This window comes from Aminobacter carboxidus, assembly GCF_014863355.1.
In the GTDB taxonomy this organism is placed as follows: Bacteria; Pseudomonadota; Alphaproteobacteria; order Rhizobiales; family Rhizobiaceae; genus Aminobacter; species Aminobacter carboxidus.
In genome coordinates this window covers 1-25258 of the sequence record NZ_JACZEP010000017.1, presented here as the reverse complement: position 1 = coordinate 25258, position 25258 = coordinate 1, and the positions used below count along the sequence as shown (strand labels likewise).

27 protein-coding genes are annotated in these 25258 nt (G+C 60.6%); 15 read left to right on the top strand and 12 right to left on the bottom strand.

The annotated features are described in order from the left end of the window. Nucleotides 1-29 precede the first annotated feature (29 nt). The 9 genes from IHE39_RS27820 to IHE39_RS27785 are packed head-to-tail and all read left to right on the top strand — an operon-like array spanning nucleotide 30 to nucleotide 10765. Nucleotides 30-497, top strand: a complete 468-nt coding sequence (locus IHE39_RS27820; RefSeq protein ID WP_192568781.1) for a hypothetical protein — start codon at nucleotides 30-32, stop codon at nucleotides 495-497. Nucleotides 498-523: 26 nt separating this feature from the next. Beyond that, nucleotides 524-856, top strand: a complete 333-nt coding sequence (locus IHE39_RS31260; protein WP_434781349.1) for a phage tail assembly chaperone — start codon at nucleotides 524-526, stop codon at nucleotides 854-856. Then, nucleotides 857-4195 (top strand): phage tail tip lysozyme, encoded by a 3339-nt coding sequence (locus tag IHE39_RS27815; RefSeq protein ID WP_192568780.1) that lies wholly within the window; start codon nucleotides 857-859, stop codon nucleotides 4193-4195. It abuts the gene before it with no gap. Next, the gene (locus tag IHE39_RS27810; RefSeq protein WP_192568779.1) at nucleotides 4195-4551 is read left to right on the top strand and encodes a hypothetical protein; all 357 of its coding nucleotides are present in this window, start codon (nucleotides 4195-4197) and stop codon (nucleotides 4549-4551) included. Before IHE39_RS27815 ends, IHE39_RS27810 begins: the two co-directional genes overlap by 1 nt. Next, nucleotides 4548-5051, top strand: a complete 504-nt coding sequence (locus IHE39_RS27805; protein WP_192568778.1) for a DUF1833 family protein — start codon at nucleotides 4548-4550, stop codon at nucleotides 5049-5051. The genes IHE39_RS27810 and IHE39_RS27805 overlap by 4 nt, the downstream gene beginning before the upstream one ends. 4 nt (nucleotides 5052-5055) lie before the next feature. Next, the gene (locus IHE39_RS27800) at nucleotides 5056-5457 is read left to right on the top strand and encodes a C40 family peptidase (protein WP_192568777.1); all 402 of its coding nucleotides are present in this window, start codon (nucleotides 5056-5058) and stop codon (nucleotides 5455-5457) included. Then, complete coding sequence (locus IHE39_RS27795) at nucleotides 5454-9137, top strand: host specificity factor TipJ family phage tail protein (protein WP_192568776.1); 3684 nt, start codon at nucleotides 5454-5456, stop codon at nucleotides 9135-9137. The genes IHE39_RS27800 and IHE39_RS27795 overlap by 4 nt, the downstream gene beginning before the upstream one ends. After that, nucleotides 9134-10420, top strand: a complete 1287-nt coding sequence (locus IHE39_RS27790; protein WP_192568775.1) for a hypothetical protein — start codon at nucleotides 9134-9136, stop codon at nucleotides 10418-10420. Before IHE39_RS27795 ends, IHE39_RS27790 begins: the two co-directional genes overlap by 4 nt. A 3-nt stretch (nucleotides 10421-10423) precedes the next feature. Beyond that, nucleotides 10424-10765, top strand: coding sequence for a hypothetical protein (locus IHE39_RS27785; protein WP_343070137.1), 342 nt, complete (start codon nucleotides 10424-10426; stop codon nucleotides 10763-10765). Between the two features lie 9 nt (nucleotides 10766-10774). On the opposite strand, the gene IHE39_RS27780 is transcribed toward IHE39_RS27785, so the two are convergent. Together IHE39_RS27780 and IHE39_RS27775 are read right to left on the bottom strand one after the other, a co-directional pair. Then, the gene (locus IHE39_RS27780) at nucleotides 10775-11536 is read right to left on the bottom strand and encodes a glycosyltransferase family 25 protein (RefSeq protein ID WP_192568774.1); all 762 of its coding nucleotides are present in this window, start codon (nucleotides 11534-11536) and stop codon (nucleotides 10775-10777) included. Beyond that, a complete protein-coding gene (locus tag IHE39_RS27775) occupies nucleotides 11536-12195 on the bottom strand; it encodes an FkbM family methyltransferase (RefSeq protein WP_192568773.1) in 660 nt (219 codons plus the stop codon). The genes IHE39_RS27780 and IHE39_RS27775 overlap by 1 nt, the downstream gene beginning before the upstream one ends. 148 nt (nucleotides 12196-12343) lie before the next feature. Here IHE39_RS27775 and IHE39_RS27770 point away from each other — a divergent pair, with 148 nt between their 5' ends. The 5 genes from IHE39_RS27770 to IHE39_RS27750 all read left to right on the top strand — a co-directional run bounded on the left by IHE39_RS27770 (nucleotide 12344) and on the right by IHE39_RS27750 (nucleotide 14945). Further along, complete coding sequence (locus IHE39_RS27770; protein ID WP_192568772.1) at nucleotides 12344-12853, top strand: DUF7338 family protein; 510 nt, start codon at nucleotides 12344-12346, stop codon at nucleotides 12851-12853. Between the two features lie 151 nt (nucleotides 12854-13004). Beyond that, nucleotides 13005-13577 carry a C40 family peptidase gene (locus IHE39_RS27765; protein ID WP_192568771.1) on the top strand — a complete coding sequence of 191 codons (573 nt, stop codon included), beginning with the start codon at nucleotides 13005-13007 and terminating at the stop codon, nucleotides 13575-13577. 1 nt (nucleotide 13578) lies between these two features. Beyond that, nucleotides 13579-13908 (top strand): hypothetical protein, encoded by a 330-nt coding sequence (locus tag IHE39_RS27760; RefSeq protein ID WP_192568770.1) that lies wholly within the window; start codon nucleotides 13579-13581, stop codon nucleotides 13906-13908. Further along, nucleotides 13905-14330, top strand: a complete 426-nt coding sequence (locus IHE39_RS27755; protein WP_192568769.1) for a hypothetical protein — start codon at nucleotides 13905-13907, stop codon at nucleotides 14328-14330. Before IHE39_RS27760 ends, IHE39_RS27755 begins: the two co-directional genes overlap by 4 nt. 237 nt (nucleotides 14331-14567) lie before the next feature. Further along, entirely contained in the window at nucleotides 14568-14945 is a 378-nt protein-coding gene (locus IHE39_RS27750) for a DUF1515 family protein (RefSeq protein WP_192568768.1), read from the top strand. Nucleotides 14946-14965: 20 nt separating this feature from the next. On the opposite strand, the gene IHE39_RS27745 is transcribed toward IHE39_RS27750, so the two are convergent. From IHE39_RS27745 to IHE39_RS27710, 8 genes are all read right to left on the bottom strand, one after another. Beyond that, entirely contained in the window at nucleotides 14966-16021 is a 1056-nt protein-coding gene (locus IHE39_RS27745) for a DUF2806 domain-containing protein (protein ID WP_192568767.1), read from the bottom strand. A 122-nt stretch (nucleotides 16022-16143) separates the two neighbouring features. Further along, nucleotides 16144-16443 (bottom strand): hypothetical protein, encoded by a 300-nt coding sequence (locus IHE39_RS27740; protein ID WP_192568766.1) that lies wholly within the window; start codon nucleotides 16441-16443, stop codon nucleotides 16144-16146. A 153-nt stretch (nucleotides 16444-16596) separates the two neighbouring features. Next, entirely contained in the window at nucleotides 16597-16875 is a 279-nt protein-coding gene (locus IHE39_RS27735) for a hypothetical protein (protein WP_246485662.1), read from the bottom strand. Between the two features lie 450 nt (nucleotides 16876-17325). Further along, entirely contained in the window at nucleotides 17326-17661 is a 336-nt protein-coding gene (locus tag IHE39_RS27730; protein ID WP_192568765.1) for a slr1659 superfamily regulator, read from the bottom strand. A gap of 362 nt (nucleotides 17662-18023) precedes the next feature. Beyond that, on the bottom strand, nucleotides 18024-18902 hold the full coding sequence (locus IHE39_RS27725; RefSeq protein WP_192568764.1) for an ATP-dependent DNA ligase: 879 nt from the start codon (nucleotides 18900-18902) through the stop codon (nucleotides 18024-18026). Beyond that, nucleotides 18902-19057 carry a hypothetical protein gene (locus tag IHE39_RS27720; protein WP_192568763.1) on the bottom strand — a complete coding sequence of 52 codons (156 nt, stop codon included), beginning with the start codon at nucleotides 19055-19057 and terminating at the stop codon, nucleotides 18902-18904. Before IHE39_RS27720 ends, IHE39_RS27725 begins: the two co-directional genes overlap by 1 nt. A 20-nt stretch (nucleotides 19058-19077) precedes the next feature. Next, nucleotides 19078-19326 (bottom strand): hypothetical protein, encoded by a 249-nt coding sequence (locus IHE39_RS27715; RefSeq protein ID WP_192568762.1) that lies wholly within the window; start codon nucleotides 19324-19326, stop codon nucleotides 19078-19080. 567 nt (nucleotides 19327-19893) lie between these two features. Then, on the bottom strand, nucleotides 19894-20307 hold the full coding sequence (locus IHE39_RS27710; protein ID WP_192568761.1) for a DegT/DnrJ/EryC1/StrS family aminotransferase: 414 nt from the start codon (nucleotides 20305-20307) through the stop codon (nucleotides 19894-19896). A gap of 646 nt (nucleotides 20308-20953) precedes the next feature. On the opposite strand from IHE39_RS27710, the gene IHE39_RS27705 reads away from it, so the two are divergent. Next, nucleotides 20954-23044: a putative bifunctional diguanylate cyclase/phosphodiesterase gene (locus tag IHE39_RS27705; RefSeq protein WP_192568760.1), complete on the top strand. Its 2091-nt coding sequence runs from the start codon at nucleotides 20954-20956 to the stop codon at nucleotides 23042-23044. A gap of 238 nt (nucleotides 23045-23282) precedes the next feature. Here IHE39_RS27705 and IHE39_RS27700 read toward each other — a convergent pair whose 3' ends face one another. Further along, nucleotides 23283-24026: a bestrophin-like domain gene (locus IHE39_RS27700; RefSeq protein WP_312880902.1), complete on the bottom strand. Its 744-nt coding sequence runs from the start codon at nucleotides 24024-24026 to the stop codon at nucleotides 23283-23285. 135 nt (nucleotides 24027-24161) lie between these two features. Continuing rightward, nucleotides 24162-25258, bottom strand: a 1097-nt coding sequence (locus tag IHE39_RS27695) for an aminomethyl transferase family protein (protein WP_192568759.1), incomplete at its 5' end; no start/stop codon positions are given.

Genomic DNA, 25258 nt, shown 5'->3' with positions numbered 1-25258 from the left:
CGCCACCCTTCCCACAAAGGATAACCACCATGACGAAAATTGAGACGAATGCTGGCTTCGTCGACCTCACCGGCATCGTTCCGGTGGATGTCATCCGGTACGAAGTTCTGAAGCCAGGCACCACGATGGGTTCCGGCTGGTTCATCGAAATCGCGGATGAAAGCCATCCAAACGCCGTCGCTTGGTCGAACGAACTCGCTCGCAAGAATCTGAAGCGCCGGGCCAACCTTGAGGCCCAGCAGCTCAATGGCAGGAAGATCAAGGCCGAGGAACGTGAGCCCGAGGAGCAGAAGCGAGAAAACATCGGTTGGATTGTCAGCCGCATCGTCGGCTGGACGCCGGTGAAGCTCGCATTTATCTCGCCGGATCCGATCATCTATTCGGAAGAAGCCGCCTACAAGGTGTTCCTGCACCCTAAGATGGGGTGGGCTTTGGGGCAGCTCGTCGATGTCATCGGTGACGAAAAGGCTTTTACGAAAGCCTTGCCGAAGCCCTAGAGGTCCACGCCAAGGCATACTTCGAAATCACCGCGCCGGATAAAGACGGCGTCTCGGCGCGGAGCCACATCGAGGGCCTCCTCGATCGAGCCCGTACTCCGGAGCGCCGGGAGCAGCTTGAGCAGGAGCTCGATCTCCCCCCGCTGCCATGGTGCCTCGTCTATCTCTGGGGCCGGTTCAACCGGCTGTCCAATCGTCGAGGCACCAACGGTTTTGGTCCCTCTCTCCTCACCTATACCGAGATCGAAGCATTCCAACGGCTGACCGGTTTCCGGTTCACGCCGTGGGAAATCGAGATGATCGAGATGCTCGATCACGAGTTCATGGCGGCGCGTGCCGCATCACAGTCGGAGCCGTAAGTGAACCAGGTCGTAACCGAACTCACTATCGATGCGCGCGGTGCGCAACAGGGTTCGGCGGAATACGTCCGAGCCATGGCTGTTGCCCAGGCAGCTGTCGATCGGTTGAGGGATCGTGAGGACAAGCTGGCCGCCGGCGCCGGCAAGGCCACCGACATGCTCATGGTGCAGTCGGCTTCGATCGGACGTGTTGCGCAATCATGGGATCGGCTCCGAGCCTCAATCGATCCGGTTACCCGGGCCGAGGTCGCAGCGGCGCGCGAGCTCGATCGTGCGATGCTGACAGCGGATTCCGCGGTGAAACGCGGGGTTACGAACCAGCAGGATGCGGCGCGGGTGATCTCGGCGCTGCGCCAGAAACAGATCGTGGATCTCGACGCGGTTCGGCAGGCCCAGCAGCGGCTCAACTCGACGATTGCTGATACACCAATCGTTGCCGCCAATCAGAACAGGCGTGGCTCCGTCAACCAGTTCAACACCTCGAACGTTGCGGCCCAGTTCCAGGACATCGCGGTCACCTCGGCGATGGGGATGTCGCCGCTGCAAATCGCGTTGCAGCAAGGTACCCAGCTTTCAGCCGTTCTGGGACAGCAGGGCGCCGCTGGCGCGGCACGCACTCTTGGTGCCGCCCTGCTTTCCATTGTCAGCCCGGTTTCGCTGATCACCATTGGTCTCGTCGGTGCTGCGGCCGCGGCGATCCAGTACTTCTCGACGTCGAAGGCCGAAACGAAATCGCTCGATGACGTCCTCAAAGAACACGAGAAAGCCATCGGCCGGGTCCGAGACCTCTGGGGCGAAGCCGCCGACGAGCGGAGCAAGTACGGCCGCGAAAGCACCGGTTCGGTCACATTCGGGCTCGAGAACAACCTCACCGAGCTGGTGAAGCGGCTCCGCGAAGCCAACAAGACAACGATGTTCGGCGGTGGCGGGATCGGCGAAGCCGTGACGTCGGCTATCAACAAGAACCTCGATCTTACCGGTTTCGGCGCCCGCGAATTTCGCGGCACCACACTGTTCAAGACCCTGCAGATCGACTTCGAGGCCTTGCAGAAGGCAACGATCCAGGGCCGCCCCGACGTGCTCGGGCTCATCAAGCATCTTGAGGAGATCGGGCAGACCTCGTCGAACGCCGGCATCAAGGCGATCGCTGCCGATGCTATTGCGGCGCTGGCACCATTCAAGGATCTCGCCGAAGCGATCCAGGCCGCCGATCGCGAGTTGAAGCGGCTCTTCAACGATCGTGGCCCCAACGGAATGTTGTTGTCGCGCGGGCAGACCAACCGCGACGACATGGGCAACTTCGCGCTGTTCGAAGCCCAGGAGGCCATTACGGCGGCTCGCCGTCGTGCCGCTGCCGAGGCGCAGCTACAGAGCTTGCTGGCGAGGTCCCCGGCCGAAAAGGCGGGAGCAGCACGCGCCGCCGCCGGGGCGCAGTACAACGACAACGAAAGCGCGGCGGCGCGGGCGGATCGGATCGATATCGCCGGCAAGCTCGCGCTCGCTGAAGCCGAAAAGGGGCTAGCCGAGGCGCGCCGGGAACGCGCACGCTCGCTCGAAGAGACCCTCGCATCGCAGCAGCTCGAAATCAGCCTGATCGGCCAGACCGTCGGCGAGGTCGCCCGGCTCCGTATGGAGTACGATCTGACTTCGAAGCTGCGCGAAGAAGCCGCGCGCAACGGCGTCGAGGCCGACCAGAAAGAGATCGAACTCATCAAGCAGAAAGCGGCGGAATACGGCCGCTATGCCGATGAGATCGCACGCACTAACCTTATGCGTGAGATCCAGTTCGAGCGAGAGCAGCTGTTCCGCACATCTGGCGACCAGGCAATTGCGTCGCGCCTGCGTGGTGCCGGTCTGCCCGTAGATCTCAACTCCGACGTCGCCAACGCGATCCGTGAGAACCAGCGCATCGATGCGCTGCGCGCCGGCATTCGCGGCTTCTTTGATGATTTCCAAGCCGGCCTGATGCAGGGCGATTCCTTCGGAAAAGCTCTCGGCAACGCGATCCTCAACGCCCTCAACAAGGCATTGGACAGCGTCATCGACAAACTCGTGAACTCGCTCGTCAATTCTATCGTGGGCGGTGTCGGCGGTGCCTCAGGCGGCTCCGGCTCCGGTATCGTTGGCGCCATCCTCGGTGCCATCGGCCTCGGTGGAAAATCAGGCGGCGGAGGTTCAGGCGCGGATCCTTGGGGTGCCCTACGCGACGTCACCTCGAGCTCGAATGTCTCTCGCTTGTTCTCGCCGGCGAATTCGAATGTCGCCGGCGGTGGTGTCGCCGGCCAGGTCTGGAACTTCTTTGCCGGCAAGGGCCTCCAGCCCCATCAGATCGCCGGCATCATGGGGAACGTGAAGGCTGAATCTGCCTTCAATCCGCTTGCGGTAGGCGACGGCGGCAACGCCTTCGGCCTGTTCCAGCACAACGATCGTTCCTCGGCACTATTCAATGCCATCGGCGGCAAGGGAAATTTGGGCGACGTCCAGAGCCAGCTCAAATTTGCTTGGAAGGAACTCCAGACCACGGAGAGCCGGTCGCTCAGCGCCTTGATGAACAGCAAGGATGTCAAGGGCGCCACCGCGGCGTTTGCTGGTTTCGAGCGGCCGCGCGGTTTCTCGTGGCAGAACCCGGAGGGCGCCCATAACTTCTCGGGCCGTCTCGAGGGTGCGGAGCAGGCCCTGCAGAAGTTCGGGGGCACCGCTGATAAGGCGACTTCGGGCATGATGCGCACCGGGGTCGCCGGCAACCAGGCCGCCCAAGGCCTTCAGCAGACCACTGGTAGCCTCGCCGGACTTTCGCAGCAGATCCAGACCTTCATGTCGTCGGCACAGGGTGGTGGGTCGTCGTGGTTCCAGAACCTCGCCGGCATGTTTGGTGGCGCCGGCGGCGCCTTCAATTTCATGAGTGGGATCTCGCCCCTGGCTACCGCCGACATCCTGTCGGGGTCGTGGGGGCTGTTCCATGAAGGCGGCGTCGCCGGCTACGCGACTAGCTTCCGTTCAGGGGTCGATCCGCGCGTCTTCATAGGCGCCCCTCGCTACCATAACGGGGGTATCGCCGGCGACGAGGTCCCCGCGATCCTCCGCCGAGGCGAACCTGTCTTCAAGTCGTTTGAACATGCCCGCCAGGTCGTCGGGGGCGGCAACAAGGTGAACATCAACATCAACAACATCGCCGGCGCCCAAGTCGAAGCCCAGACCCAGGAGAACGCCGATGGAACGACCTCGATCGACATCCTCGTCGACCGCGTCGTTGCCGACAAACTGTCCCGTCGCGGCACCGCGGCGAACTCGACGCTGCGCAGCCAGTTCGGGGCGCGCGAAACCCTGAAGAGGCGGTAATGGTCGACGTGTGGCCGGCGACACTGCCGCAGTATCTTCTGGCCGACGGCTATTCGGAGGCCCAAGGCGATGGCAGGCTTCGGACCCAACCCGATGTTGGACCACCAAAGGTGCGGCTGCGTTCGTCGGCGATGCCGGGGCCACTGCAGGGCCGCATGATGATGTCCGGGGCCCAACGGGCGATCCTCGACAACTTCGTGAAAACGACGCTGATCAAGGGGACGTTGCCGTTCACCTTTCCGGATCCGTTGACCCGTGATCCGATCCTTGTTCGTTTTGCCGCCAACCTGCCGGTATGGACGAGCCCAGGCGGTGACACCTTCGTGGCCTCGCTCGACCTCGAGGTGATGCCTTGAGCCGCGTCGTCTCGATGACGATGCGGCAGGCCATGAACGCGCAGGAGACCGGCGAGATCATGGTCGGACTACTCACGATCACGCATCCCTCGTTTCCGACGCCACTGCTCCTCAGCAGCGATCCGACGGAACGGCTTTCGGATGAACCGCTGACCTATGGGACCTCGAGTCGGGGCGATACCTACACGTTTTGCCCGATGGTGGTGTCGTTGCCCGATGATCTCGGGGAACGCGCGCCAACGGCTCGCCTGATGATTGAAAACGTCAGCCGGCAGATCGTGGAGAAGATCAGGGGTATCGCGAACCCAGGCCTCGGAAAGCTCGAGCTCGTCTTGGCTTCGTCCCCAGACGACGTCGAGATCGGTTACCCCGATTTCGAGATCGTGCGTGCCCAATACAACGCTAACGTCATCACGCTCGAGCTCTCAATCGACGCGCTGACCGACGAGCCCTATCCAGCCGAAACGTTCAACCCCAGCGGCTTCCCAGGATTGTTCTGATCACATGAATCTCGATGATTTCGTCGGACTGCCCTGGCTGGACCGGGGCCGCGATCGCAGCGGTGTCGACTGCTGGGGCCTCCTCGCTATGGTCTACGCGGAGCGTTTTGGCATCGTGCTGCCGAGCTTTCGCGACGACTACATGACCGCAGCCGATGGCGCCGCCGTTGCCGAGTTGATCGAAGGTCGCCGGGAATGCTGGACCGAAATCCCTGACGGCGACGAGGTGCCCGGCGATGCCTTGCTGATGTCGATCGGCGGGCGTCCCCGCCATATCGGCGTCATCATCGGCGGTTCGAGGGTTCTCCATATCGAGCGCGGTGCGGGCTCGATCATCGAGAACTATCGGTCGTTCCGGTTGCGCCGGCGCGTCCTCGGCTTCTTCCGGTACCAGGCCGCCGCATGACCATGATGCCGGTACCCGCCGCGCTGATCGGCGAGATCCTTGGCACCAACGATGACATCCGCGTCGTCGCCGCCCTGCACCCGCTGCGTATCGAACGGGTCGAACTCCGGGCGTCGGCGGGCGCAACGATCGCAGAGATCGTCGATACTGTCGTCGCCCACAGGGACTGCAGGTCCGTCGCCTCCGATTTCGTGGTCCATCTCGCCGGCCATCCGGTCGAGGCCGTGAACTGGCATCTGGTCCGACCGAAGCCCGGGACGACGGTTACGCTGCGGCCCGTCGTGCAGGGCTTCTTCGCCCCGATTTTTGCAGCGCTGTCGGCGGCGTTCGCCGGTTTTACCGCATTCATCGGCGGTCTCGGCTTCATCGGCAAGCTGATCATGGCCGGACTCAGCTTTGGCGTGAAGTTGCTGCTCAACGCGCTGTTTGCGCCGAGGCCACCGCAGCTATCGCAGCCCAAGCAAAGCTATTCGCTTACGGGATCCCGCAATCAGGCCGCCCCCTATGAACCCGTCCCGGTGATCCTCGGCAAGCATAGAGTGACCCCGTATTATGGAGCCCTGCCCTACACTGAATCGAACGGGGAAACGCAGTATCTGCGGCTGCTGTTCGTCTGGGGGTACGGGCCGCTTCAGGTCGAAGACATCAAGATCGGGGAAACCCTGCTATCCTCATTCGATGAGGTCGAGGTCGAGACCCGCAACGGATATGTCGGCGACGCCCCGATCACGCTCTATCCGCGCCAGGTCGTCGAGGAGCCGCTATCCGTCGATCTCAAGCACGCCGACGGCTGGCAGAGCCGCACCACCGCGGAGAACGTCAACGAGATCTCGCTCGACTTCGTCTTCCCGAACGGCGTCGGTGCCACCGATGATCGCGGCCGCCAGCAATACTATACGGTCACCCTCGCCGCCCGGTACCGGCTCGTTGATACGGTCCCATGGACCGACATGCCAGGTGTCACCGTCAACGCGAAATCGCAGGATACGATCCGGAAGAATTCGAAAGTTTCCGGGCTCGTCGCCGGCCAGTACGAGGTCGAAGTCCAGAAGGTCAACGGCGACTATCCCGATGACCCCGGTTATCGCGTCATCGAAACCGTGGTCTGGACCGCGCTGCGCGGCTTCCGCACCGGGGCGCCGCTGACGTTCTCGAAGCCGTTGTGCATCACTGCGATCAAGATCAAGGCGACCTCGCAGCTCAACGGATCATTGGACACGCTGAACGGTGTTGTCACCTCGCTGGTGAAGTCCTGGAATGGTGTGGCTTGGATTGACAACCAGCCATCCAGGAACCCGGCCGACCACTTCCGGCACGTGCTGCAGGGCGCCGCGAACGCGCGAACTGTCGCCGACGCTGCGATTGACCTCGTCGCCTTACAGAACTGGCATACATACTGCGTCGCCAACAAATGGACGTTCGATCATCCCCGCGTCGCCGCCGCATCGGTGTTCGATACCCTCGCCGATATCTGCGCCGCCGGCAGAGCGGTGCCGATCTTCAAGGATGGCCTCTGGTCGGTTGTCTGGGATGAACTCGATACCCCCATCGTCCAGATGTTTACGCCCCGCAACAGCTGGGGTTTCGAGGCCACCCACGAATTCAGGGAACTGCCGCACGCTTGGCGGATCCGCTTCATCAACGAAAAGGCGAAGTGGAAGGAAGACGAGCGCATCGTTTACGACGACGGCTACACCGCCGCCAACGCGACCAGGTTCGAAGGCATCGAGTTCCCAGGGGTCACGCATCCCGACCTGATATGGAAACATGGCCGCTTCCATATCGCTCAGCTCCGTCTCCGGCCCGAGACCTATACCCTCAACGTCGATTTCGAGAACCTGCTCTGCACCCGTGCTGACCGGGTCCGCGTCGCCCATGATGTCATGCTGGTCGGCATCATCAGCGGCCGCGTCAAGTCGATAGATGTCGGCGCCCAATCCATTGGGATCGACGAGCTCGTCACGCTTGAAAGCGACAAACTCTACCAGATTCGCATCAGGCTGGCCGATGGCACGTTCTTGGTGCGATCGCTGCTGCCCGGTGCATCAGGCGAGACCACTACACTTCTGCTCGACGGGACCGGTGATCTGCCGGCTACGGGCGATCTCTTCACGTTCGGCGAAGCCGGGCGCGAAACCGGGGTCTACCGCGTCCTCGCCATCGAACCCCAAGAGGACATGACGGCGAGGATCACCCTCGTCGATGATGCACCTGGGATCTCTCAGGCCGACACCGGCGTCATACCGGCGTTCGAAAGCAACATCACGACGCCGTTCGATCCGTTCACACAACCACCCTCGAACTTCTTCCAGATCGAAGGCGAAGCCGAGGGATCGCTGGCGTCGGTTCATCTGTTCTGGACGGCGCCGACACTCGGCCGCGTCCAGTCCTATGAGATCGAGTACCGGAACGAAAGCGAGGTTACACCGCAATGGCGTGCCGCCCCTGTCGTTCTGGCGCCTCTGACAACGACACGGATCACCGGGCTGGCCCCCGGCCTCTATTCCTTCAGGATCCGCTGCCGGTTCATCACGGGCGATCCGTCGCGTTTCAACAACTCCGGCGCCATCGCGATCGACACCCTGCTCAACGCGCCGCCGGACGTCACCAACTTCAGGATCAGCGTCCTCGGGGATCTCGCCACACTGAGTTGGGCGCCGGTCGTTGGTCCCGCGATCACTTATGAGATCAGGTTCGTTTCCATAGACGGCCTCACCGTGGAGTGGAATTCGGCGACGCCGCTTATCCCGTCGGTCTCGGGTACCAGTGTCCAGGTGCCGACGATGATCGGCACCTATCTGATCAAGGCGGCATATCCGACTGGCGTCAGAAGCGCCAACGCGGCGCTTGTGCAAACCGGTGTGTCCGAAATCGCTGGACTCAACGTCGTCGAGGTTCTCACCGAGGAACCGGCCTTTGCCGGCGTGAAAACCAATGTCGAGGTATCAGGCGGGGTGCTTCGGCTTCTCGCCGCCAACGTGATCTCGAAATGGGAAACGCTGAGTTCCGTTGTTTCAATGGCTGAAGGCGATGGCGATCCTGACTCGGTAGGTGTGGCAGTCTCGGGTTCCTACGAGTTCGCCGAAATCCTTGACCTTGGCGACGTCTTCACCAGTCGGGTAACAGCGCTGATCGATGCCACGGGTGAGAACCTGTCGAACGTGATGGCTGGCTGGACAACGCTTGCGGACGTCACCGCACTCGACGATTCCGAACCTGAGGAATGGGAAGTCACGCTCGAGGTGTCCGATACCAGCGTCGATCCCATCCTGGACCTGTGGAGCCCCTGGCGCGCCTTTACCGTTGGCGACATTACCACCCGGGCATTCAGGTTCCGGTTGTTGCTCGAAGGCAAGGCCGCTGAAGACGGTGCCGCAGATTTCAGTTTCATAACGCCGGCCGTCCGTACCTTGCGGGTGCAGATCGACATGCCGGATCGTGTCATCGCGGGTGACGATCTCGTCGTTCCAGCCATTGGCCTCGACGTCGCTTTCAACCCGCCCTTCCGGGCTCTGCACGGCATCGGAACCAATGACCAGGATATGGCCACCGGCGACCGCAAGGCGATCACCGCCAAGGGGCCATCCGGGTTCCACATCCAATATTTCAACTCAGTGGGCACACCTGTGCAGCGAACCATGGACTACGTCGCCAAGGGCTACGGGAGCATCATTCTATGAGCCAATCTGATTTCGGAACGATCAACCCGACCACGAAGAGCGGAACCGCACTGGCGACCGACCTAATGGGGTGGCGAGATGCAGTACACAGTGGCAACAAGGGGCCGACGGCGCCATCGTATGTGACCGCCGGCCTCCGCTGGGTTGACGATACGCTCGATCCGATCTGGCTGTACAAGTTCTATGACGGCACCAATTGGATCACTGTATTCGCCATCGACACCACCACCAACCAGACGTGGGCCGTCAACTCCGGCGAGAAGATGAGCTTCCTGCTTGCCGGTGGCGCTGCGAACGCTTTGACGCTGACGTTGGCTGTCGCAATGACGGCCTATGTTGACCTCGACGTCGTCACATTCGAGGCCGCATCGAACAATACAGCAGCGGCAACTCTCAACATCTCCAGCATCGGTGCAAAGGCAATCCGAAAGATGGTCGGCGGGGCCGACGTGGCTCTTGCGGCCGGAGATATTCTAGACGGCGGCCGCTACATCTTGAATTACGACACCGCTGCGAACTCTGCAGCCGGTGCATGGATCCTCGTCAATCCGTCGTTCCTTGTGCTGAAACAGGCCACCACGGCTACGCCGACCGGTGAGGGCCAGGTCGAGTGGGACACCGACGACAACGTGTTGGCGATCGGTGACGGTGCAGGAACTCAGCTGTTCGTGCCGATCCCGGCAAGCACGGCAGCCGGCGACACCGAATATTTCACTGCTGCCAAGGCCAAGGCCAGATTGGCGAAGGGAACAGCCGGCCAGAAGTATCAGATGAATGCTGGAGCAACTGCTCCGGAATGGGCTGACGGGATCGCGGGTGGCACCAACATCGCCACGACTTCCGGCACCGCGATCGATGTAACCAGCATTCCCACCAATGCAAAAAAGATAACGATCAATTTCAGCGGCGTCTCAACGAATGGTACGTCGCTTGTGATTGTCCAGCTTGGGGATAGCGGCGGTATCGAAACGTCGGGCTATGGTGGTTGCACAAGCGGTATAACCAATGCCGTTATCACGAATGCTCATTCGACGGGCTTCATCGTTCACACGAACAACTCTGCTGCCGCGACTATCCATGGCAGCATCGAACTGACCCGCGAAGATTTGGCAACCAACACTTGGGCTGCATCCATAACCACCGGGCTCAGCGATGCTGCTTACGTATCAGTTGGTGGCGGATCAAAGGCGCTTTCGGCGCCGCTTGATCGGGTTCGTATCACGACTGTTGCCGGCACTAACACATTCGACGCCGGATCCCTTAACGTCACCTACGAGGTATGAACCGTGCTCAGAACCATCGACTTGCTGTCCGGAGATGAAATTCAAGATAGCGATTGGCAAGCACCGCCGGCTCCCGCGCCGATCGAATCCGACTATACGGCGGCCATTGTCGCGTTGCTTGACGTAAAGGCCCGTGAGCGCCGGTACGATGGGGCGGTATCTCTTTCGACCTACGTCGGCAGTACCAATGCGCAGTGGGCTGTTGAGGCCCTCGCGTTCGTCGCTTGGCGTGACGCGGTCTGGACCTATGCCTACTCCGAGCTCGAAAAGGTCGAGGGCGGACAGCGTCCGCAGCCGACAGTAGCTGAGTTTATTGCCGATCTGCCGGCTCTCGACTGGCCGTGAGAAAGCGCCTTAGCTGTTAGGCAGGATAGCAAATGGGATGACTGCGCGACGCTGGCCCATCACTTTTGAGACCAGTCGCTTCGTTTCGCGCACGAGCTTCTGGAGAAATGACTGGCGTGTCTTGAGGCGCTTTGCGCCTCGGGCGTCCTGCCTTCCCTGTTCAAGCGTGCTGGCTATCTTACCACTTCCGGGCAGAAACATGTCTTGAATGCAAATAGCTGGTGAAAGCTGCCAGCAAGTCGCTTTGTGCAAGTCAAAAATAAAGTCATCTACCGGTCTATCGATCTGATCTGCGGAAGCCGCCAACAGCGCGGCGTGCTGCCGAGAGATGATGTAACCAGCGGATCCGTTGTGGAAGCTCTGTAACTTGACCAGGCCGTGGCCTGCGAAGTCGAATTTCCGCTCTCCGACACGAACCGGATTAAGCGTGGTCTCAAGTTTGATCAGATCCACATCCGGCGGAATCCAAGATGTCTCGGTCAGGAAGAACGCAGCATTAGGGGAGAGGTGCACGTCGTCTTCAAAGATTGCGGCATAGGGTTCGGCACCTAAGGCAATCTGCTTCCAGACAGCGACATGGCTCAGGAAACAGGCGATCTCTCCTCGTGACCAGCCAGCGTTCCCCGACGCGCGACTGACTGCTTCGTCAGACAGCTGATCCTTATTTACTGCGGCATAGCGTTCAAAACAAAGTCCCACCCTTCGGAACGCGTCTGTCATCCATGCTAGTCGCGCAGTATCTCGATCAAGATTGATGACATAGCGCCGCATCAACCCCAATCCAGGGAGATATGAGATAGCTGCTCTGCTGCGATCCGGTCTCGAATTCGGTCTAAGCGCCCTGACAGATGCGGAAATAGACGGTCGTGCGTTTCGACCAACATGCTGCCAATGTTACGATAAATGCCTGACTCGAATAGCACTTCCAAACATTCGACCTCTGCACCCTCGATGTCCATCTTTATCACCGAAACGGGCTCGCGCAGGTCTCGGAGAAATTGCACCAAGTCAATCACTTCCACCTCAAGCTGGCTGCCACTAGCATGCTCGTGGGTCTCAAGCAGCGACGACGACTGTGTCTTGCCAACATTGGCGATATCGGGCCGCTGATAAAACATAGCTGTTCGCGCAGAAGCACCGACGGCCTTCGGGATGATCGTGACCCGATCGTTGCCGCTAAATCGCTCGGTGAGGACCCGTCGCGCCACCGGATCAGGCTCGAAAGCGATCACGCGCATCCCGTAACCAAGCGCACGGTTGGTCACATCGCCAACATTGGCACCGAGATCGATGAACAGTCCGCCACGAGGTGAAGAATTCATCAGCTTGTAGAAAGTGAATTCCGCCTTCCGCGTCGGGTTCGGCGGCCGCCTCCACCGCCGATATAGATACCAACGCAACATGAACTCCGGATAGCTTTCGCTAAACATTCCCACCCCAACCCCAAGTCAAACCCAAGGTTGGTGTTATCGCCTATACACTTTGGTTGCAATTGCTACGTTTCAACCGTCTTCGAATTTCGCACGCCTGACCCGCACCCTGCGGGAATGACGGCGCACGCCCAAAGAGGAACTTGCCATGTATGTCCGCTATCTCCTGATGGCGCCGCTTTCGCTCGCCTTCAATTTGTTCGTGATGATCACCGCGCCGATCTGGGCGGGATGGGCTGCAGTCGCCAACCTCCAGCGGCTGCCCGGCGTCTTTGCCTCCGTCCACACCCACGACGACGACATCTATGGCTTCGTCGACAAGCCGTCGACGGTCTGGGGTCGTTTCAAGACGGCGTGCTGGTGGCTCTGGCGAAACCCGGGTTATGGGTTCGACGCCTACGTTCTCGGTTTCGACACCGCCGGCGTGCTGATCGTTTCCGACAGCGGCGTCGTCGATTTCGATCGCGGCCGAACCGTCTCTCGCCTCGTCGTCATGCAGGCTGCTAACGGGCGCCGCTACTTCTCGTATCGGCGCGACCAGATGCTGCCTGGCAACCGCTTCATCAAGATCTGGGTGGGCTGGCATTGGAGCGCCAACGACGGCCGCCGGCACATGATCAAGGCGATGTTCAATCCGTTCCGCACCGTCTCGCCATGAGAGCGCTTGTCGTCATCTTCGTTCTGCTGCTGCCGGCCTGCCAGTCCGTCCACCACGTCGACCCCGACGCCGAGCGCGCCGCGATCTGCGGGATGCTGACCTGCGGCCACTGAGGCCGCCTGCCACCCCACCAACACTGAAGGGAACTGCCATGACGCTGCCCGCGCAATACGCGTGGCTCGCTCGCGAGACCGCGCCCAAAATGCTTGTCGCCGCTCTGTCGCTGTACGGGACGCTGGAGACCGCCGGCGCGAAGAACAACCCGCAGATTCTGGCGTGGGCGGATGAAGTCGGAAAGGCGTACCCGACCGCTTACAACAAGTGGGCGGCCGACTTCTATGAACACGACTCTATCCCGTGGTGCGGTCTGGGCATGGCGATCGCGGCCACCCGCGCCGGCCGGGAACCTGTCGCCAGCTACCTCTCCGCGCTCGCGTGGGCGAACGGTGGAGCCGGCTGGGTGAAGGTGCCTGTCGCCGACGCCATGCTTGGCGACATCCTGGTGTTCAAGCGCACAGGCGGCGGTCACGTCGCGATGTATGTCGGCGAGGATAACACCCACTTCCACATGCTTGGTGCCAACCAGGACGACGCCTTCAACATCCGTCGCAAGCCCAAGGCGCAATGTGTCGGCGTGATCCGGCCTGCCTACATCAACCGCCCCGCGAACGTCCGCAAGGTGCGCCTGGCGGCTGCCGGCACTCTTTCCCAGAACGAGGCCTGACATGGCGAAGCCACAGACCGGGGAGCCGTCATGGAAATGGCGGCGGATCATCATCTATGCCGTGCTGGTCTGGGCTTGTTGCCAGCTGTTCCTGCTCATCGATGCCGAGGACACCCGCCTCAACGAAACCCTCGCTTGGGGCTGGCAGGTCGTCGTGATGGTGCTGATCACCGGCTACACCGGGTTTGCGACCGCGCAGGATATCGCGGCGATCCTGACGACGAGAACAGCCCGACCCTACTCTGAACCGCCTCAGGCCCCAACGCCGGCGCCGGAACAGACCGTCGTTGTTGTCCAGCCTGATCCCACCCCGAAAGGGGGTGAAGAATGATCACCACGATCCGCGACGCCATCTCCGCGCTCGCCGGCGCGGCTGCTGCAGTCCTCGTCATGCTGGTGATCTATGAGGGGATCCCGCTGGGCCCCCTCCGCGGCATCCCCATCCTTGGTACCGCGCTCGAGGTCGTCACCGACGGCCGCGTCGATAGGGAACGCAAGGCCGCGCTTGCCGGGTATGTCCAGGAGGCCAAGCTCATCGCCGCCGAGGCCGAGCTCGCCGAAACCCGGCGGCAGCTCGCCGCCGGCCGTGCGGCCACAGAAGGATTCGCGGAGCTGCTCGCGGCGGCGCAAGCCCGCGAGGCCGAGCTCGATGTCACCAACCAGCAGAAGGAAGCCGAGTATGAGGCACAGCTTGCTGCTTCGGGTCGCGCTTGTCGTCTCGATGCCGATGATCTCCGGTTTCTCATGCGCTGATCACGCGCTGAGACAGGCCGCTGAAACGACGGGCCGGGCCAACGCCGGCGTCATCCTCCCGAACCCTCCTGCCGATTGCGGCGCCAGGGAGCCCTATGCGGCACGCGGTATCGGCGTCGAGGCCCGGATTGTGATCCGGAGGTCAGACGACGCCCTGGACCGCGCCAACGACCGTGGCGCCCGCTGCAACGGCTGGTACCTCAAGGTGAAGTCCGGATACGAGGCGGGGCGCCCCTGATGACGACGAATCTCGATGACATCTCGGAGGCGATCGGCAGATTGCGAGCCGAAGTCCAGAACCTCAGCCAACAAATGGCGCATAGCAACAAGCGCGCCGACAACCATCGGTCCGCTATTCACCGGCGGGTAGACGACCTGGTCCGCGACGTCGGCGACCTCAGTTCCAGCCTTGTCGGGGTCAAGCACGATGTCGCTGAGGTGCGCGAAGACCTCGGCGACGCCAAGAAGGTCACCGACGAGGTCAAACAATGGAAGCAGCGCGGCATCGGCGCCTTGTTCGTCACCGGCATCGCCAGCGCATCCCTGTCCGGAATGATCGTTGGGTTCGCGGTCTACTGGTGGGATGCCTTCATGAAATTGCTGCGTACGCAGTGAAATAAACAACTTATTGCAACTCAGACGGTACCGTCACTGGGTAACGGACCGGAGGTGGCATCATGACGCCAGATGTTCCTCACCACGAGCTCGCCATGTTCGTTGAGACGATATTCCCGAACATCCGCCGGGGCTAAGAAGGTCTCCAACTTGGTCATATAGGCGGCCAATGCCTGTTCCTGGCTGTCAGGTATTATTGATGAGATGGCAGTCCCTACATCCGTCAAGACATAGACAGGCACTCCTACCCCATCCGGCAATTTCTTTATGGGCACAAGTTCGCCTTTAGGAATGGGAGTATCTTTAGCTATACCTACGACTGCGATTTCAACGCTCGTTAGCCAGAGAGCTGTCCCGCCTTCGTCGACCTTCTCAGTGAAGGTTCGCTGCTGTCCTCCAATCCCAGGGTCAACAAGCAGCCCGGAGGAAACTAGCCTTGTTTCGTCTGCAAAGGACAATTTCCCAGAAAGGCACCTGATGACAACGCCACCCAGGCGGTTGCGGCAAAAGGCTTCGAACAGCTCAGCAGTTGGCGCATCGAGTTCGTCTACAGTACGAAGCACTTTCGTGGAGAAGGTGCCAGGCTTTCTGATTTCAGAGGCGAGTACCTTTGCCCATTTCGCTCTCAGCACTTCCTCACTTGCATCTTCGGCATATCGCTCGAAGCGGTTCAGAAATGCGTCATCAAGTTTGTCGTCTCCGGCCGTTGCCTGCTGTTCTGAAGGCGGGTTCTGCCGCAGATCCTCGAGTGCCAATTCGAGCACTGCTTCCTTATTTTCCTGACGACGTATGATTGTCGGCAAAAAACTGTCTATCGCCCTATCAGCAAATCCAGGGTCATGTTTCAGCCGTTCAACGCCGAGGTCGCCTACCGCCTTGATCAACTTGATCTTCGCGTCCGAAATCGCTTTTGCCTCAGCATTTTGAGCCTCAACCGCCAAGCTCTTGCTGTTGAATGTGGTTCCCAGGAATCGGTCCAATCCCGAGGCAAAACGTGATTTGATCTTCGCTGTAAAGCCTGTAGGCGTCAGCTCAACTGATACACCGATTTCTTCATTTGTATTTTCGTCACCCAATATCTATCCCCCGTTTGCCGACGGTGATCATAGGTCGAAGGTGATTTGGCCAGCAATACCCATGCGACCGCCCCGTCACCGAAAGGTGGCGGGGCCTTTTTTCGTTTAGGCAATAGGTCCGGTCACGTCGCCGTCGCCGGAACTTCCATGCCCAATGCCAAGGCGATGCAGATCGCGCCTATCAAGAATAAGACCAAAGAAAGCAGCAACACCCAAAAGCCAATCCCGTGATAGAGATTAGCCATGTTGAGATTGCCAACTCGGTCGGCTTCCCTTTCACTCTTGTCGACATAGCGGGTTGAGAGGAAGCCAAGGAACCAGCAAAAGGCTGCTAAGGCTGCTCCTATGGTCCAAAAAAGCGAAGCCCAGCTAACGTCATCGGCGAGCCCTTGCCCGCGTAGCTCACCTGCCTGCGTCAGCAAGATGCCTACGGCACCAGAGTTTAGGGCAAGGCACGTCTTTATCGCCTCGTGTGCGTACGTCTGAGATATCTCTCGATAGTCGGCCATCATCCCCCCTGGCAGGCCCTTTTTGCGTTCTAGAGCACTCTCACCACTCTAAAATCGGTTGCGAGTTCAGTTGGCCTCCTCTTCCTCAGCCCTTACCGGCAGATATCCGCCGTGCTCCAGCCATTCTCGGATCATGATCCGCAACAGGTCTTGCTTGGTCTTCTTGAGATCGGCCGCGAGCGCATAGACCGCCTCGTTGACATCCTCATCGAGCACGATGCCCTCTGTGTTGCGCAATCTAAGAGCTGCCCGTCGCAGCATAATCTGCAGATCGGCGCGGCTGATGTCCGCGATCCGGTCTGCTGCATTGTCGAGCTCGTCAGCGAAGTCCATGCGATGGGTCATTTGCGCTAACCTAGCATACAAATGGCGTCCAATATCTTCGACATGAGCTTGTCGCGTGCCTGTCGTTGCAATTGGTCCCTCGGCTCGGACGCCAGCAATTCGTCGATCGACAATCGCTTGTAGGGTGGACGTCCAGTCCCGACGTAGACATGCCGTTTGTCCATATTGAAGACCAGCTTCCACCTTGTCGTCTCATCCTCGGCCAGGATGCTCGAGATAGGCTTCATGTTCGACACTCCTTTCGAAACAAAGACTGCCGAATGCCGATGGGCTTCGCTATCGCAAGATTTGACTATTGACGTCCGCTCCCCCCTCTGCATCTCCCGCAGGCCTTCGTGGAACGACATTCAAGGCCGAGGCGTTCTTTTAATGGAGCGCAGGGCAACGACCCGAAGTCAGGCGCTCTAGCAGCGAGGCCTGCCGAGGTCGCCCTCCGGCAGGCCTTCGCTTTCAATCCATAAGCAGCACTAAGTCCGGATACAATTTCTTGAGATTTGGCAGCGCCCTTGCCTGCCAGGCGATATTGCTATTGCCCCGAACCACCAATCGAACCTCAGGGTGATTTCGGGCCTCAATCACCAACTTTGCCAGAATATTCCTGCCTTGTGAGTTGAGGAATTCGAGGTCGGACAGATGTACCGTGATAGTTGGTGGCCGGGAGTTCAGAAGGTCCCGCACCAGGGCCGACATCTCCGGAGCGGCCTTGTTCTCTAGGCGCATGACCCCACTGAAATATAGATCGTTTCCCTCGACCCAAACACTGTATTCGTCGGTATTGATAACCATATACGCCACCCTCAATGCGTCAGGTCATCTTTAACGTAATCCCACCATATTGGTTGCTCTGATCCACCGATAGGTTTGATGGGCGCGACCTTGAGCTTTGGCGCCTCGGAACGAGTGGGAACTTACTTGACGGTAGGAAATTGTCTTGGCGGAGCGCGTGCCCCCTCAGCCGCGCTCCAAGCAGCGGACCTGTCGTTTCCAGCCGGTAGCGGCAGGTCTCCCTGAATCCAATAAGGTGAGGCGTCGGGAACCAAAGCGCCTGGGTTGAGTTCTGAGAATGCACAGCACGTAGCCGTTCGTCCTTAAGGCTATGATCCCGCATTTCGAAGGCCCGCCTGCGCGTGTGCGCGGCGGGCCTCTTTTTATTGCGGCGTCAGCACCTCTGTCACAGAGGCGTGCCGCAGCATTTCTTTGCCCCGTCGTGGCAAATGCTTCGCGGTCACCCGCAGTATCGGCTGCACCGCAACCGCGACCTTGTTGGCCTTGCCAATGGAGGCTGCGAACTTGGGGGCCTGCAGGAACTCCAGCGCTTCCCATAGCTGCTCGCGTTGTTTGGCTCCCACAGCCGGCACCGCCCGGCCGACATACTGGAGATCAGCCCCGGCCAACAGCAACGTCGGAGCCTGGCCGCGCGAGCGCTCGTAGCCGACAACGAGATATTCCCCGAAATGATAGACCTTGGTCTTTTGCCAGTCGGTGCTGTCGCCGGCGCGATAGGTACTTGCCCGCCGTTTGGAGACAATCCCCTCGATCTCCATCTCGGCGACCTTGGCGAATAGGTCGGCGCCGGAACCTTCGAAAGAATCGCTGAAGCGCACTTCGTGATGACTGGAACCGACGATGTCGAACAGTCGTTCCCGCCGCTCCTGGCAAGGTACCTTGCGCAGATCGACGCCATCGAGCCGGAGGAGATCGAACGCGAAGAATACGAGATCCGTGCCTTTCCAGCGGATCGCGCCTGCAACGGCATGGAAATCAGGTCGGCCGTCCGTATCCAGGACGACTATCTCGCCATCGATCACGGCATCCCGGCCCCCAGCGAGCGAGTCGGCGGCGGCAAGGACTGGTCTGTATTTCGCGGACCAGTCGTGTCCGTTGCGGCTGAAGGCGCGCGGGGTCGCGCCGAGATGGAGCTGGGTCCGGTAGCCGTCGTACTTGATTTCATGCGTCCACTGGGCGCCTTCGGGAGGCTTGTCGACCTCGATCGGAAAGCAGAACGGAATGAACGGGCCGGCCGCCATCAGCGGCGCGGCCTTTTGCTGGTCTGCCCCAACGAAATCTCCTGAGCCAGCATCAGCGCCGTCCCGATCTGAAAGGACAGCGTATCTTCGTTGATTTCGTCCGCCGAGCGTTTGGCCTCGGAGAGCAGCTTCATGATCTCGTCGATCTTGGACATCGCAACCCCGCCGTCCATCGTCAGCGCGGCATCTTACCAGCGATGTAGATGCGGTTGTGCTGTTTGTTCCGGCACCGGGTGCAGATCAAGAACCGACTAGCAAATCGCAGCAGTCGGTTCTGGGCTCGTTTGTCCAGCCTGGCGCGGTTGAACGGCCCTTGGTGCCCGCAGCAGGCACACCTGCCACCCAGGATCCACCACCCCGCGATATCGTCGAGGGTGATCTCGTAATAGGCCTTCCCCACGAGGGCCGTGACTTCCATTTCCATAGCGGCCTCCTAAGTGTGTGAGGTCGCCGCACGGCAGGCATTTATTCCTCTTCGCGCCCCAAACGCAAGCCAAACGCAAGTGTAGGTAGGGCGAAAAGGTTCGGGAAATTGCGGGGAAATACGTGGAAACGCGTTGCCCTAACCATGGGCTAAGTACCTGGAAAACCTGAACTCCGACACCCCGCGTCTGGGCACCACTTCCTCCCTTTGCTTGTACACTGTAGATTTTGACCGTTTTCAACGTCGCGATCCATCGCCGAGAATACTTTGGAATGCGTTGTTGCTTGCCAAGAATCACGGCCACCTCGCAGCAATTCGCAGCGCCTGCGCAAGCCCGAGGCCCGCGACCAACCGATTGCAACCGGGAGGAATAGGCAGAAGGCCGCCGAGCTGTGGCAGCGCCACCTCGGCACCTGAGAGGATGGCGGCCACAAGCATCAGGCGCTCGCTTCCGGCGCAGCCCGGCACGGCGCGCCCAAGTTGCGAAACCCCAGGCTACCGTTACACAACGCGCGGCGAGTTCGGCTAGATGTCAAGCGGTACGGCCTTGAACTGTGGGGTTGTCGCTTACTCGCAGCTACCGCGATTGCGATTGTCTGCGGTTTGGTCTAGCGAAACAGGGATTACTGCGACATTGCCATAGAGATGGGTGACAACCATTGCCGCCGTCAAACTGCTGGCGGCTTCCACAGCAGCATGGATGTCCATCAAGTGACTGTACGGCTCGACGTCGACAAAATGCGGCACAAACCCATTGCGCCAGCAGGCACCACTGGCGTAGCCGCCAGCATTGGCCACCAGCAGGACTTCTCGCCCCTGCGGCTTCGTCAAGGCAACAACTGCTGCCAAAGCGAGTTCCAAAGCGCCTTTGTTGCCATTGAGCCACCAGCCCGAGCGAAGAGTTGAGAGCACTTCTTGCTTTATCTCCACCTGATAGCGCTCATGCAACCGACGCAGGTCATTCATCGCAAAATTAGTCAATCTGCAGCCTCTGCTCCAGTTACGCCAAATTTGCTGAGAATTTCTCACGATCCATCGATGTCACCGACTGCATCCTTGTTGCAAGCGGAAATCATGCCGCCCGCTTCCTGGTCGCGGGTCCGCTCAATACTGTCCTTACCAGCCTCATCTACATTGTTGGTCTTACGGTCGTTCCACCAAGCGTTTCGTACGCAGTGGCTTGGCTAGCTGGTCTTGCATTCGTGATGGTGTTTTATCCCGACCGTGTTTTCCTAGGCGGTCGAACCGCCATTGGAGATCGACTGGGCTTGCAAGCCTTCAACTTCTCGATCGCGCTCTTGGCAACGCCGTGACAGCATTTTTCATCACGCTAGGCCTAACTACCATCCTAAATTTCTCAGTTTCTCGATGGATTCTTCGAAGATCATGACGATGCGGATTTAGCTCGCTCTCAATAATGAGCCACGTCTGGGGCCGCACAGCTCTTTCGAAGAAGACTTGTTCCAGTTTGTACATTTCCCCCGTTTACTTCCCGATCCGGGGAGAAAACACTGGGAATCCGCCAATATCTTGCCGAATTACATCTTGGACCTCCCCAGATTTACATCGAATTCACCATTCAACGGCAATTTCGCGTCCCGGGGGAACTTCTTGAGGAGGAAGCGGGATGGAGACGTCGCAACGCGGCTGGGTCGAGCCCGGGTCTGAGCACCGGCAGCTCGCGCATGGATTGATGCACAAGACCAAGGCGTCCTACGTCGCCGCGCTGATCCTGATCGGCTCGCTCGCCACCGCCAGCTTCTTCCTGCTCAGCTCGGTCATTTCGGCCAACATCCAGAAGACGGCGCTGATCGAGCTCGGCGCCCGCCAGCAATTGCTGTCGCAACGGATTTTGCTGACCGCGACAGAGGCCTATACCGCCGACGCACAATGGCTGCGCACCCAGGCGCGCCAGAACCTTGAGGCCGCACTCAAGACCTTCCTGGCCAACGAGAAGCTGCTGCGCGAGGGGTCGCCTGACGTGCGCTCGCCGCTGCACCAGATGGCGTTGTCCGAAGACGCACAAAAGCTCTTCGACGAGGCCCCCGGCCAGATCGATGCCTCGACGCGAATCCTCACGCACACGGTCAACTCGTTCCTCGACCTGCTTCCCGCCTCCGTGTCAGCCCCGATGCCCGACGATGCCGCCGCCCATTTCAGCGCGCTCAGGCTCTATGTTGCCGAAAAAGTCCGACGCGAATACGAGACGCTGACGCGACTGTTTTCATCCGAAGCGGCCGAAAAGGGGGCTGCGGTCGAGAAGATCCACCTGACCGTCTTCGTGCTGACCCTGCTCTTGCTGCTGGCCGAGGCCGTCCTGATCTTCAGGCCGCTGGTGCGTCGGGTGGTGTCCTGCACCAGCGAATTGCTCAAGGCGCGCGACCAGATGAATTTCGCCGCCAACCACGACGCGCTGACCGGCCTCTACAACCGCGCCTTCCTCAACGACTACATGGAAACCGCCCTTGCCACCGCCAAGCGCAAGGGCGAGATGATGGCCGTCATCCATCTCGACCTCGACCACTTCAAGACCATCAACGATACAATGGGCCATGCCGCGGGCGACGCCGTGCTGATCGAGACAGCGATGCGGCTGGTGACCAATGTGCGCGATTCGGACGTTTGCGTGCGCCTGGGCGGTGACGAGTTCACCGTGATCCTAAATGACGTCGGTTCCGAAGCAGACGCCATCGATGTGGTGGCGCGGATCGTCACCGGCATCAAGCAGCCGCTGGAATTTGCCGGAACCTCGCTGAAGCCAAGCGCCAGCGCCGGCATTGCCTTGTTCCGCGATGGCAATGGCACGGTCAGCGAGCTGATCGTCAACGCCGACCTGGCGCTCTATCTCGCCAAGGCCGAAGGCCGGGGCGGCTACCAGCTTTTCGCAACGACGCTGCGTGACAAGTTCGAGGAAAAGGCAAATCTCGAGCGCGAACTGCGCGACGCCGTCGCCAGCGAGGCCTTCGCCGTTCATTTTCAGCCCCAGGTTTCGTTGCAGGGCGGCAAGGTCATCGGCATTGAGGCACTGGTGCGGTGGGAAGCCCGTGGCAGGAATGTGGCCCCAGGTGAGTTCCTGCCGGTGGCGGAAAAGGCCGGGCTGATGCCGGCCATCGGCCGCATCGTCTTTGCCAAGGCGATCCGGACCGGCGCTGAATGGCGTCGTGCCGGCATCGACTTCGGCCGGCTCTCGCTCAACGTCTCGGCACAGGAGCTGCGCGAGGCGGATTTCGCCGGCCACCTGCTCGACCTGCTTAAGCTGGAGGGGCTGCCGACGCGGCTGCTGGCGCTCGAAATCGTCGAGTCGGTGATGCTTGACGACGAGAACTCCGGCATCGGACTGACATTGAAGCGCCTGCGCAAGGCCGGGATCCGCCTCGAGCTCGACGATTTCGGCACCGGCTACGCCTCGCTGTCGCATATCAGCGCCAACGAAGTCGACAGGCTGAAGATCGACCGCCGCTTCGTCCGCGACATTCACAAGAACCCGGCCAACTCCAAGATCGTCAAGGCGATCATCGAACTGGCGCGCGGCTTGGGCATCTCGATCGTTGCCGAGGGTGCGGAGACCGACGTGGAGCTGTCATGGCTGCATGATCTCGGCTGCCCCGCGGTGCAGGGCTACGGCATCGCCTTTCCGATGCCGGGCAGCCAGGCCGAGGCGTGGCTTACGACCCACAGTGCGGGACCGCAGCGAACGGATGCCAGCCACGTCGCGTAACCGAAGGCAGTCGGTCCGGGGCTGTTGATCCAGATCAAGGCGCTGTCCCTGCAAGAGGGGTCATATCGGGGCATGTCGAGATTGGAGAAATGACATGCCGACCGAAACCATCATCATCGTCGCCGCTGTGCTTTCCGCCTTTGGCTTTTTCGCAGCAGCGCTCGCCTATGCCAGCCTGACGTCGGAGCCGGTGCGCGGCAAGAGGTGACTGCCCAGGTGACGGCTTGGGCAGGCCTCGCTAGAGCCGGACGTCGCCCAATGTCACCTGTGCAACGCCGACATAAGGGTTGGCGTGCAGAGCCAGGATCCACAGGCTGACACCTGCGGTGACGGCAAAGATCAGGATCGCCTTCCTGCCCGCATGTGGCCTGTCAGCGTGGACCGCGCCGACGACGATCGCCGACAGCATCGTCAAAAACAGCACCAGATACCATTTGAGCTGATTGACCGAGCTCGTACCGATGGCGAGACGCGAATTGCGGGCATCCTGCAGCTCGTCAAAATCCTGCACCATCTGGGCGATGACTGGATCGGGATGGCCGGCCTTCGCCAGACCGATCAGGACAAGGCGGATGCTTTGCAGGGCCTGCTCGACCACGAGTTCGGGCGCGCGGTTTCCGTTCTGCCACTCCGCGGAGACAACCGCATCCTTGTAGGCCTTGAGGCCTGCCAGGAGCTCGGTGGAGGCGAGCGCCTCGGGCTTTGCCATGCCGGCAAGCCGCATCATCGAGGATCTCTCTTCGCTCGCCACCTGGCTGGCGCGGGAATTGACCGACCAGACGTCGGCAGCGGTGAAACCCAGCGACAAGGCCCAGGCCGTGGTGATGGTGCCGACGAAGGCTGCGACCGGCATCGTCAGCGGATTGCCCGCCGCCTGCCTGGCGAAAACAGCCAGGAACGCCGTACCAAGGAAAAAGGCTACTGCCCCTACAACGATAAAGGGCAACGTCATGACCAGCGGCGACCAAGCAAATATGTCCACGATGCCCCTCGCCTAACGCGCGCCACCATCCGTGAACCTGAATAAGCCAAATCAGCCGCGGCTACCAACAGAAAGCCCCGCGTTTGCGGGGCTTTTGCGTTGTGTGCCGTCGTTGCGGCGATGGTGCGGTACCGCTTACGACCTCGGGCGTTCCTTCTTGGGATCATAATGGGCGAAAGGCACGATCCTGGCCGGCAGGCGCTTTTGCTGGCCGTCGAGCTTGCCGACCTCGACCTCGGTGCCTGTATTGGCATGGTGCGCCTCGACGCGGGCAAGCGCGATGTTCTTGTTAAGCACCGGCGAGCGCATCGACGAGGTGACGATGCCGATCTGGGCACGGCCGATATGGACGCAGTCGCCATGCCCGACAGCGACGTTTGAGTCGATGTCGAGGCCGACAAGCTTGTGGATCGGGTTGTCCTTGCGCCGGATCAACGCCTCGCGGCCGATGAAGTCGTCGGTCTTGGTCTTGAGCGGCACGGTGAAACCGATGCCGGCTTCAAACGGGTCGGTCTGGTCGGAGAACTCGTAATTGGCAAAGATCAGGCCGGCCTCGATGCGCACCATGTCGAGCGCGGCAAAACCCATCGGCTTCAGCCCATGCGGCTGGCCGGCTGCCCAGACCGCGTCGAAGACCGTTTCGGCATCGCGCGGATGGCACCAGACCTCGTAGCCGAGTTCGCCGGTGTAGCCGGTGCGCGACACCACGATCGGAACGCCAGTGGCATCGCCGATGCGGCCGATGGTGAAGCGGAACCATTCGAGTTCGCTGAGTGCCGGCTGGTGCGGCGGCGTCCAGACGATCTCCTTGAGGATATCGCGGCTGTTGGGGCCCTGCACCGCGATGTTGTGCATCTGGTCGGTCGAGGAGCGGACAAGCACCTTGAGGCCGAGCTTCTCCGCCTGCTCGCGCAGCCAGACACCGGAATAGTCGTCACCGCAGATCCAGCGGAAATTGTCTTTGCCGAGCCTGAGCAGCGTGCCGTCGTCGACCATGCCGCCATGCTCGTAGCACATGGCGGTATAGACGACCTGGCCGATGCCGAGCTTCTTGACGTCGCGGGTCAGCGTGTACTGCATCAGCGCTTCGGCATCGGGGCCCGTCACCTCGAACTTGCGCAGCGCCGACAGATCCATCACCACCGCCTTTGTGCGGCAGGCCCAGTATTCCTCGATGGCGCCCTCTTTGGCGAATTCCTGCGGCAGCCAGAAGCCCTTGTATTCGATGAAGT

Coding starts and splice junctions, on each gene's coding strand:
- IHE39_RS27770 (WP_192568772.1), top strand. CDS start 12,344: ATGTATGTCCGCTATCTCCTGATGGCGCCGCTTTCGCTCGCCTTCAAT.
- IHE39_RS27755 (WP_192568769.1), top strand. CDS start 13,905: ATGATCACCACGATCCGCGACGCCATCTCCGCGCTCGCCGGCGCGGCT.
- IHE39_RS27760 (WP_192568770.1), top strand. CDS start 13,579: ATGGCGAAGCCACAGACCGGGGAGCCGTCATGGAAATGGCGGCGGATC.
- IHE39_RS27775 (WP_192568773.1), bottom strand. CDS start 12,195: ATGTTTAGCGAAAGCTATCCGGAGTTCATGTTGCGTTGGTATCTATAT.
- IHE39_RS27720 (WP_192568763.1), bottom strand. CDS start 19,057: ATGTCCAAGATCGACGAGATCATGAAGCTGCTCTCCGAGGCCAAACGC.
- IHE39_RS27795 (WP_192568776.1), top strand. CDS start 5,454: ATGACCATGATGCCGGTACCCGCCGCGCTGATCGGCGAGATCCTTGGC.
- IHE39_RS27765 (WP_192568771.1), top strand. CDS start 13,005: ATGACGCTGCCCGCGCAATACGCGTGGCTCGCTCGCGAGACCGCGCCC.
- IHE39_RS27730 (WP_192568765.1), bottom strand. CDS start 17,661: ATGGTTATCAATACCGACGAATACAGTGTTTGGGTCGAGGGAAACGAT.
- IHE39_RS27705 (WP_192568760.1), top strand. CDS start 20,954: ATGGAGACGTCGCAACGCGGCTGGGTCGAGCCCGGGTCTGAGCACCGG.
- IHE39_RS27800 (WP_192568777.1), top strand. CDS start 5,056: ATGAATCTCGATGATTTCGTCGGACTGCCCTGGCTGGACCGGGGCCGC.
- IHE39_RS27725 (WP_192568764.1), bottom strand. CDS start 18,902: ATGGCGGCCGGCCCGTTCATTCCGTTCTGCTTTCCGATCGAGGTCGAC.
- IHE39_RS27810 (WP_192568779.1), top strand. CDS start 4,195: ATGGTCGACGTGTGGCCGGCGACACTGCCGCAGTATCTTCTGGCCGAC.
- IHE39_RS27750 (WP_192568768.1), top strand. CDS start 14,568: ATGACGACGAATCTCGATGACATCTCGGAGGCGATCGGCAGATTGCGA.
- IHE39_RS27715 (WP_192568762.1), bottom strand. CDS start 19,326: ATGGAAATGGAAGTCACGGCCCTCGTGGGGAAGGCCTATTACGAGATC.
- IHE39_RS27780 (WP_192568774.1), bottom strand. CDS start 11,536: ATGCGGCGCTATGTCATCAATCTTGATCGAGATACTGCGCGACTAGCA.
- IHE39_RS27735 (WP_246485662.1), bottom strand. CDS start 16,875: ATGACCCATCGCATGGACTTCGCTGACGAGCTCGACAATGCAGCAGAC.
- IHE39_RS27790 (WP_192568775.1), top strand. CDS start 9,134: ATGAGCCAATCTGATTTCGGAACGATCAACCCGACCACGAAGAGCGGA.
- IHE39_RS27820 (WP_192568781.1), top strand. CDS start 30: ATGACGAAAATTGAGACGAATGCTGGCTTCGTCGACCTCACCGGCATC.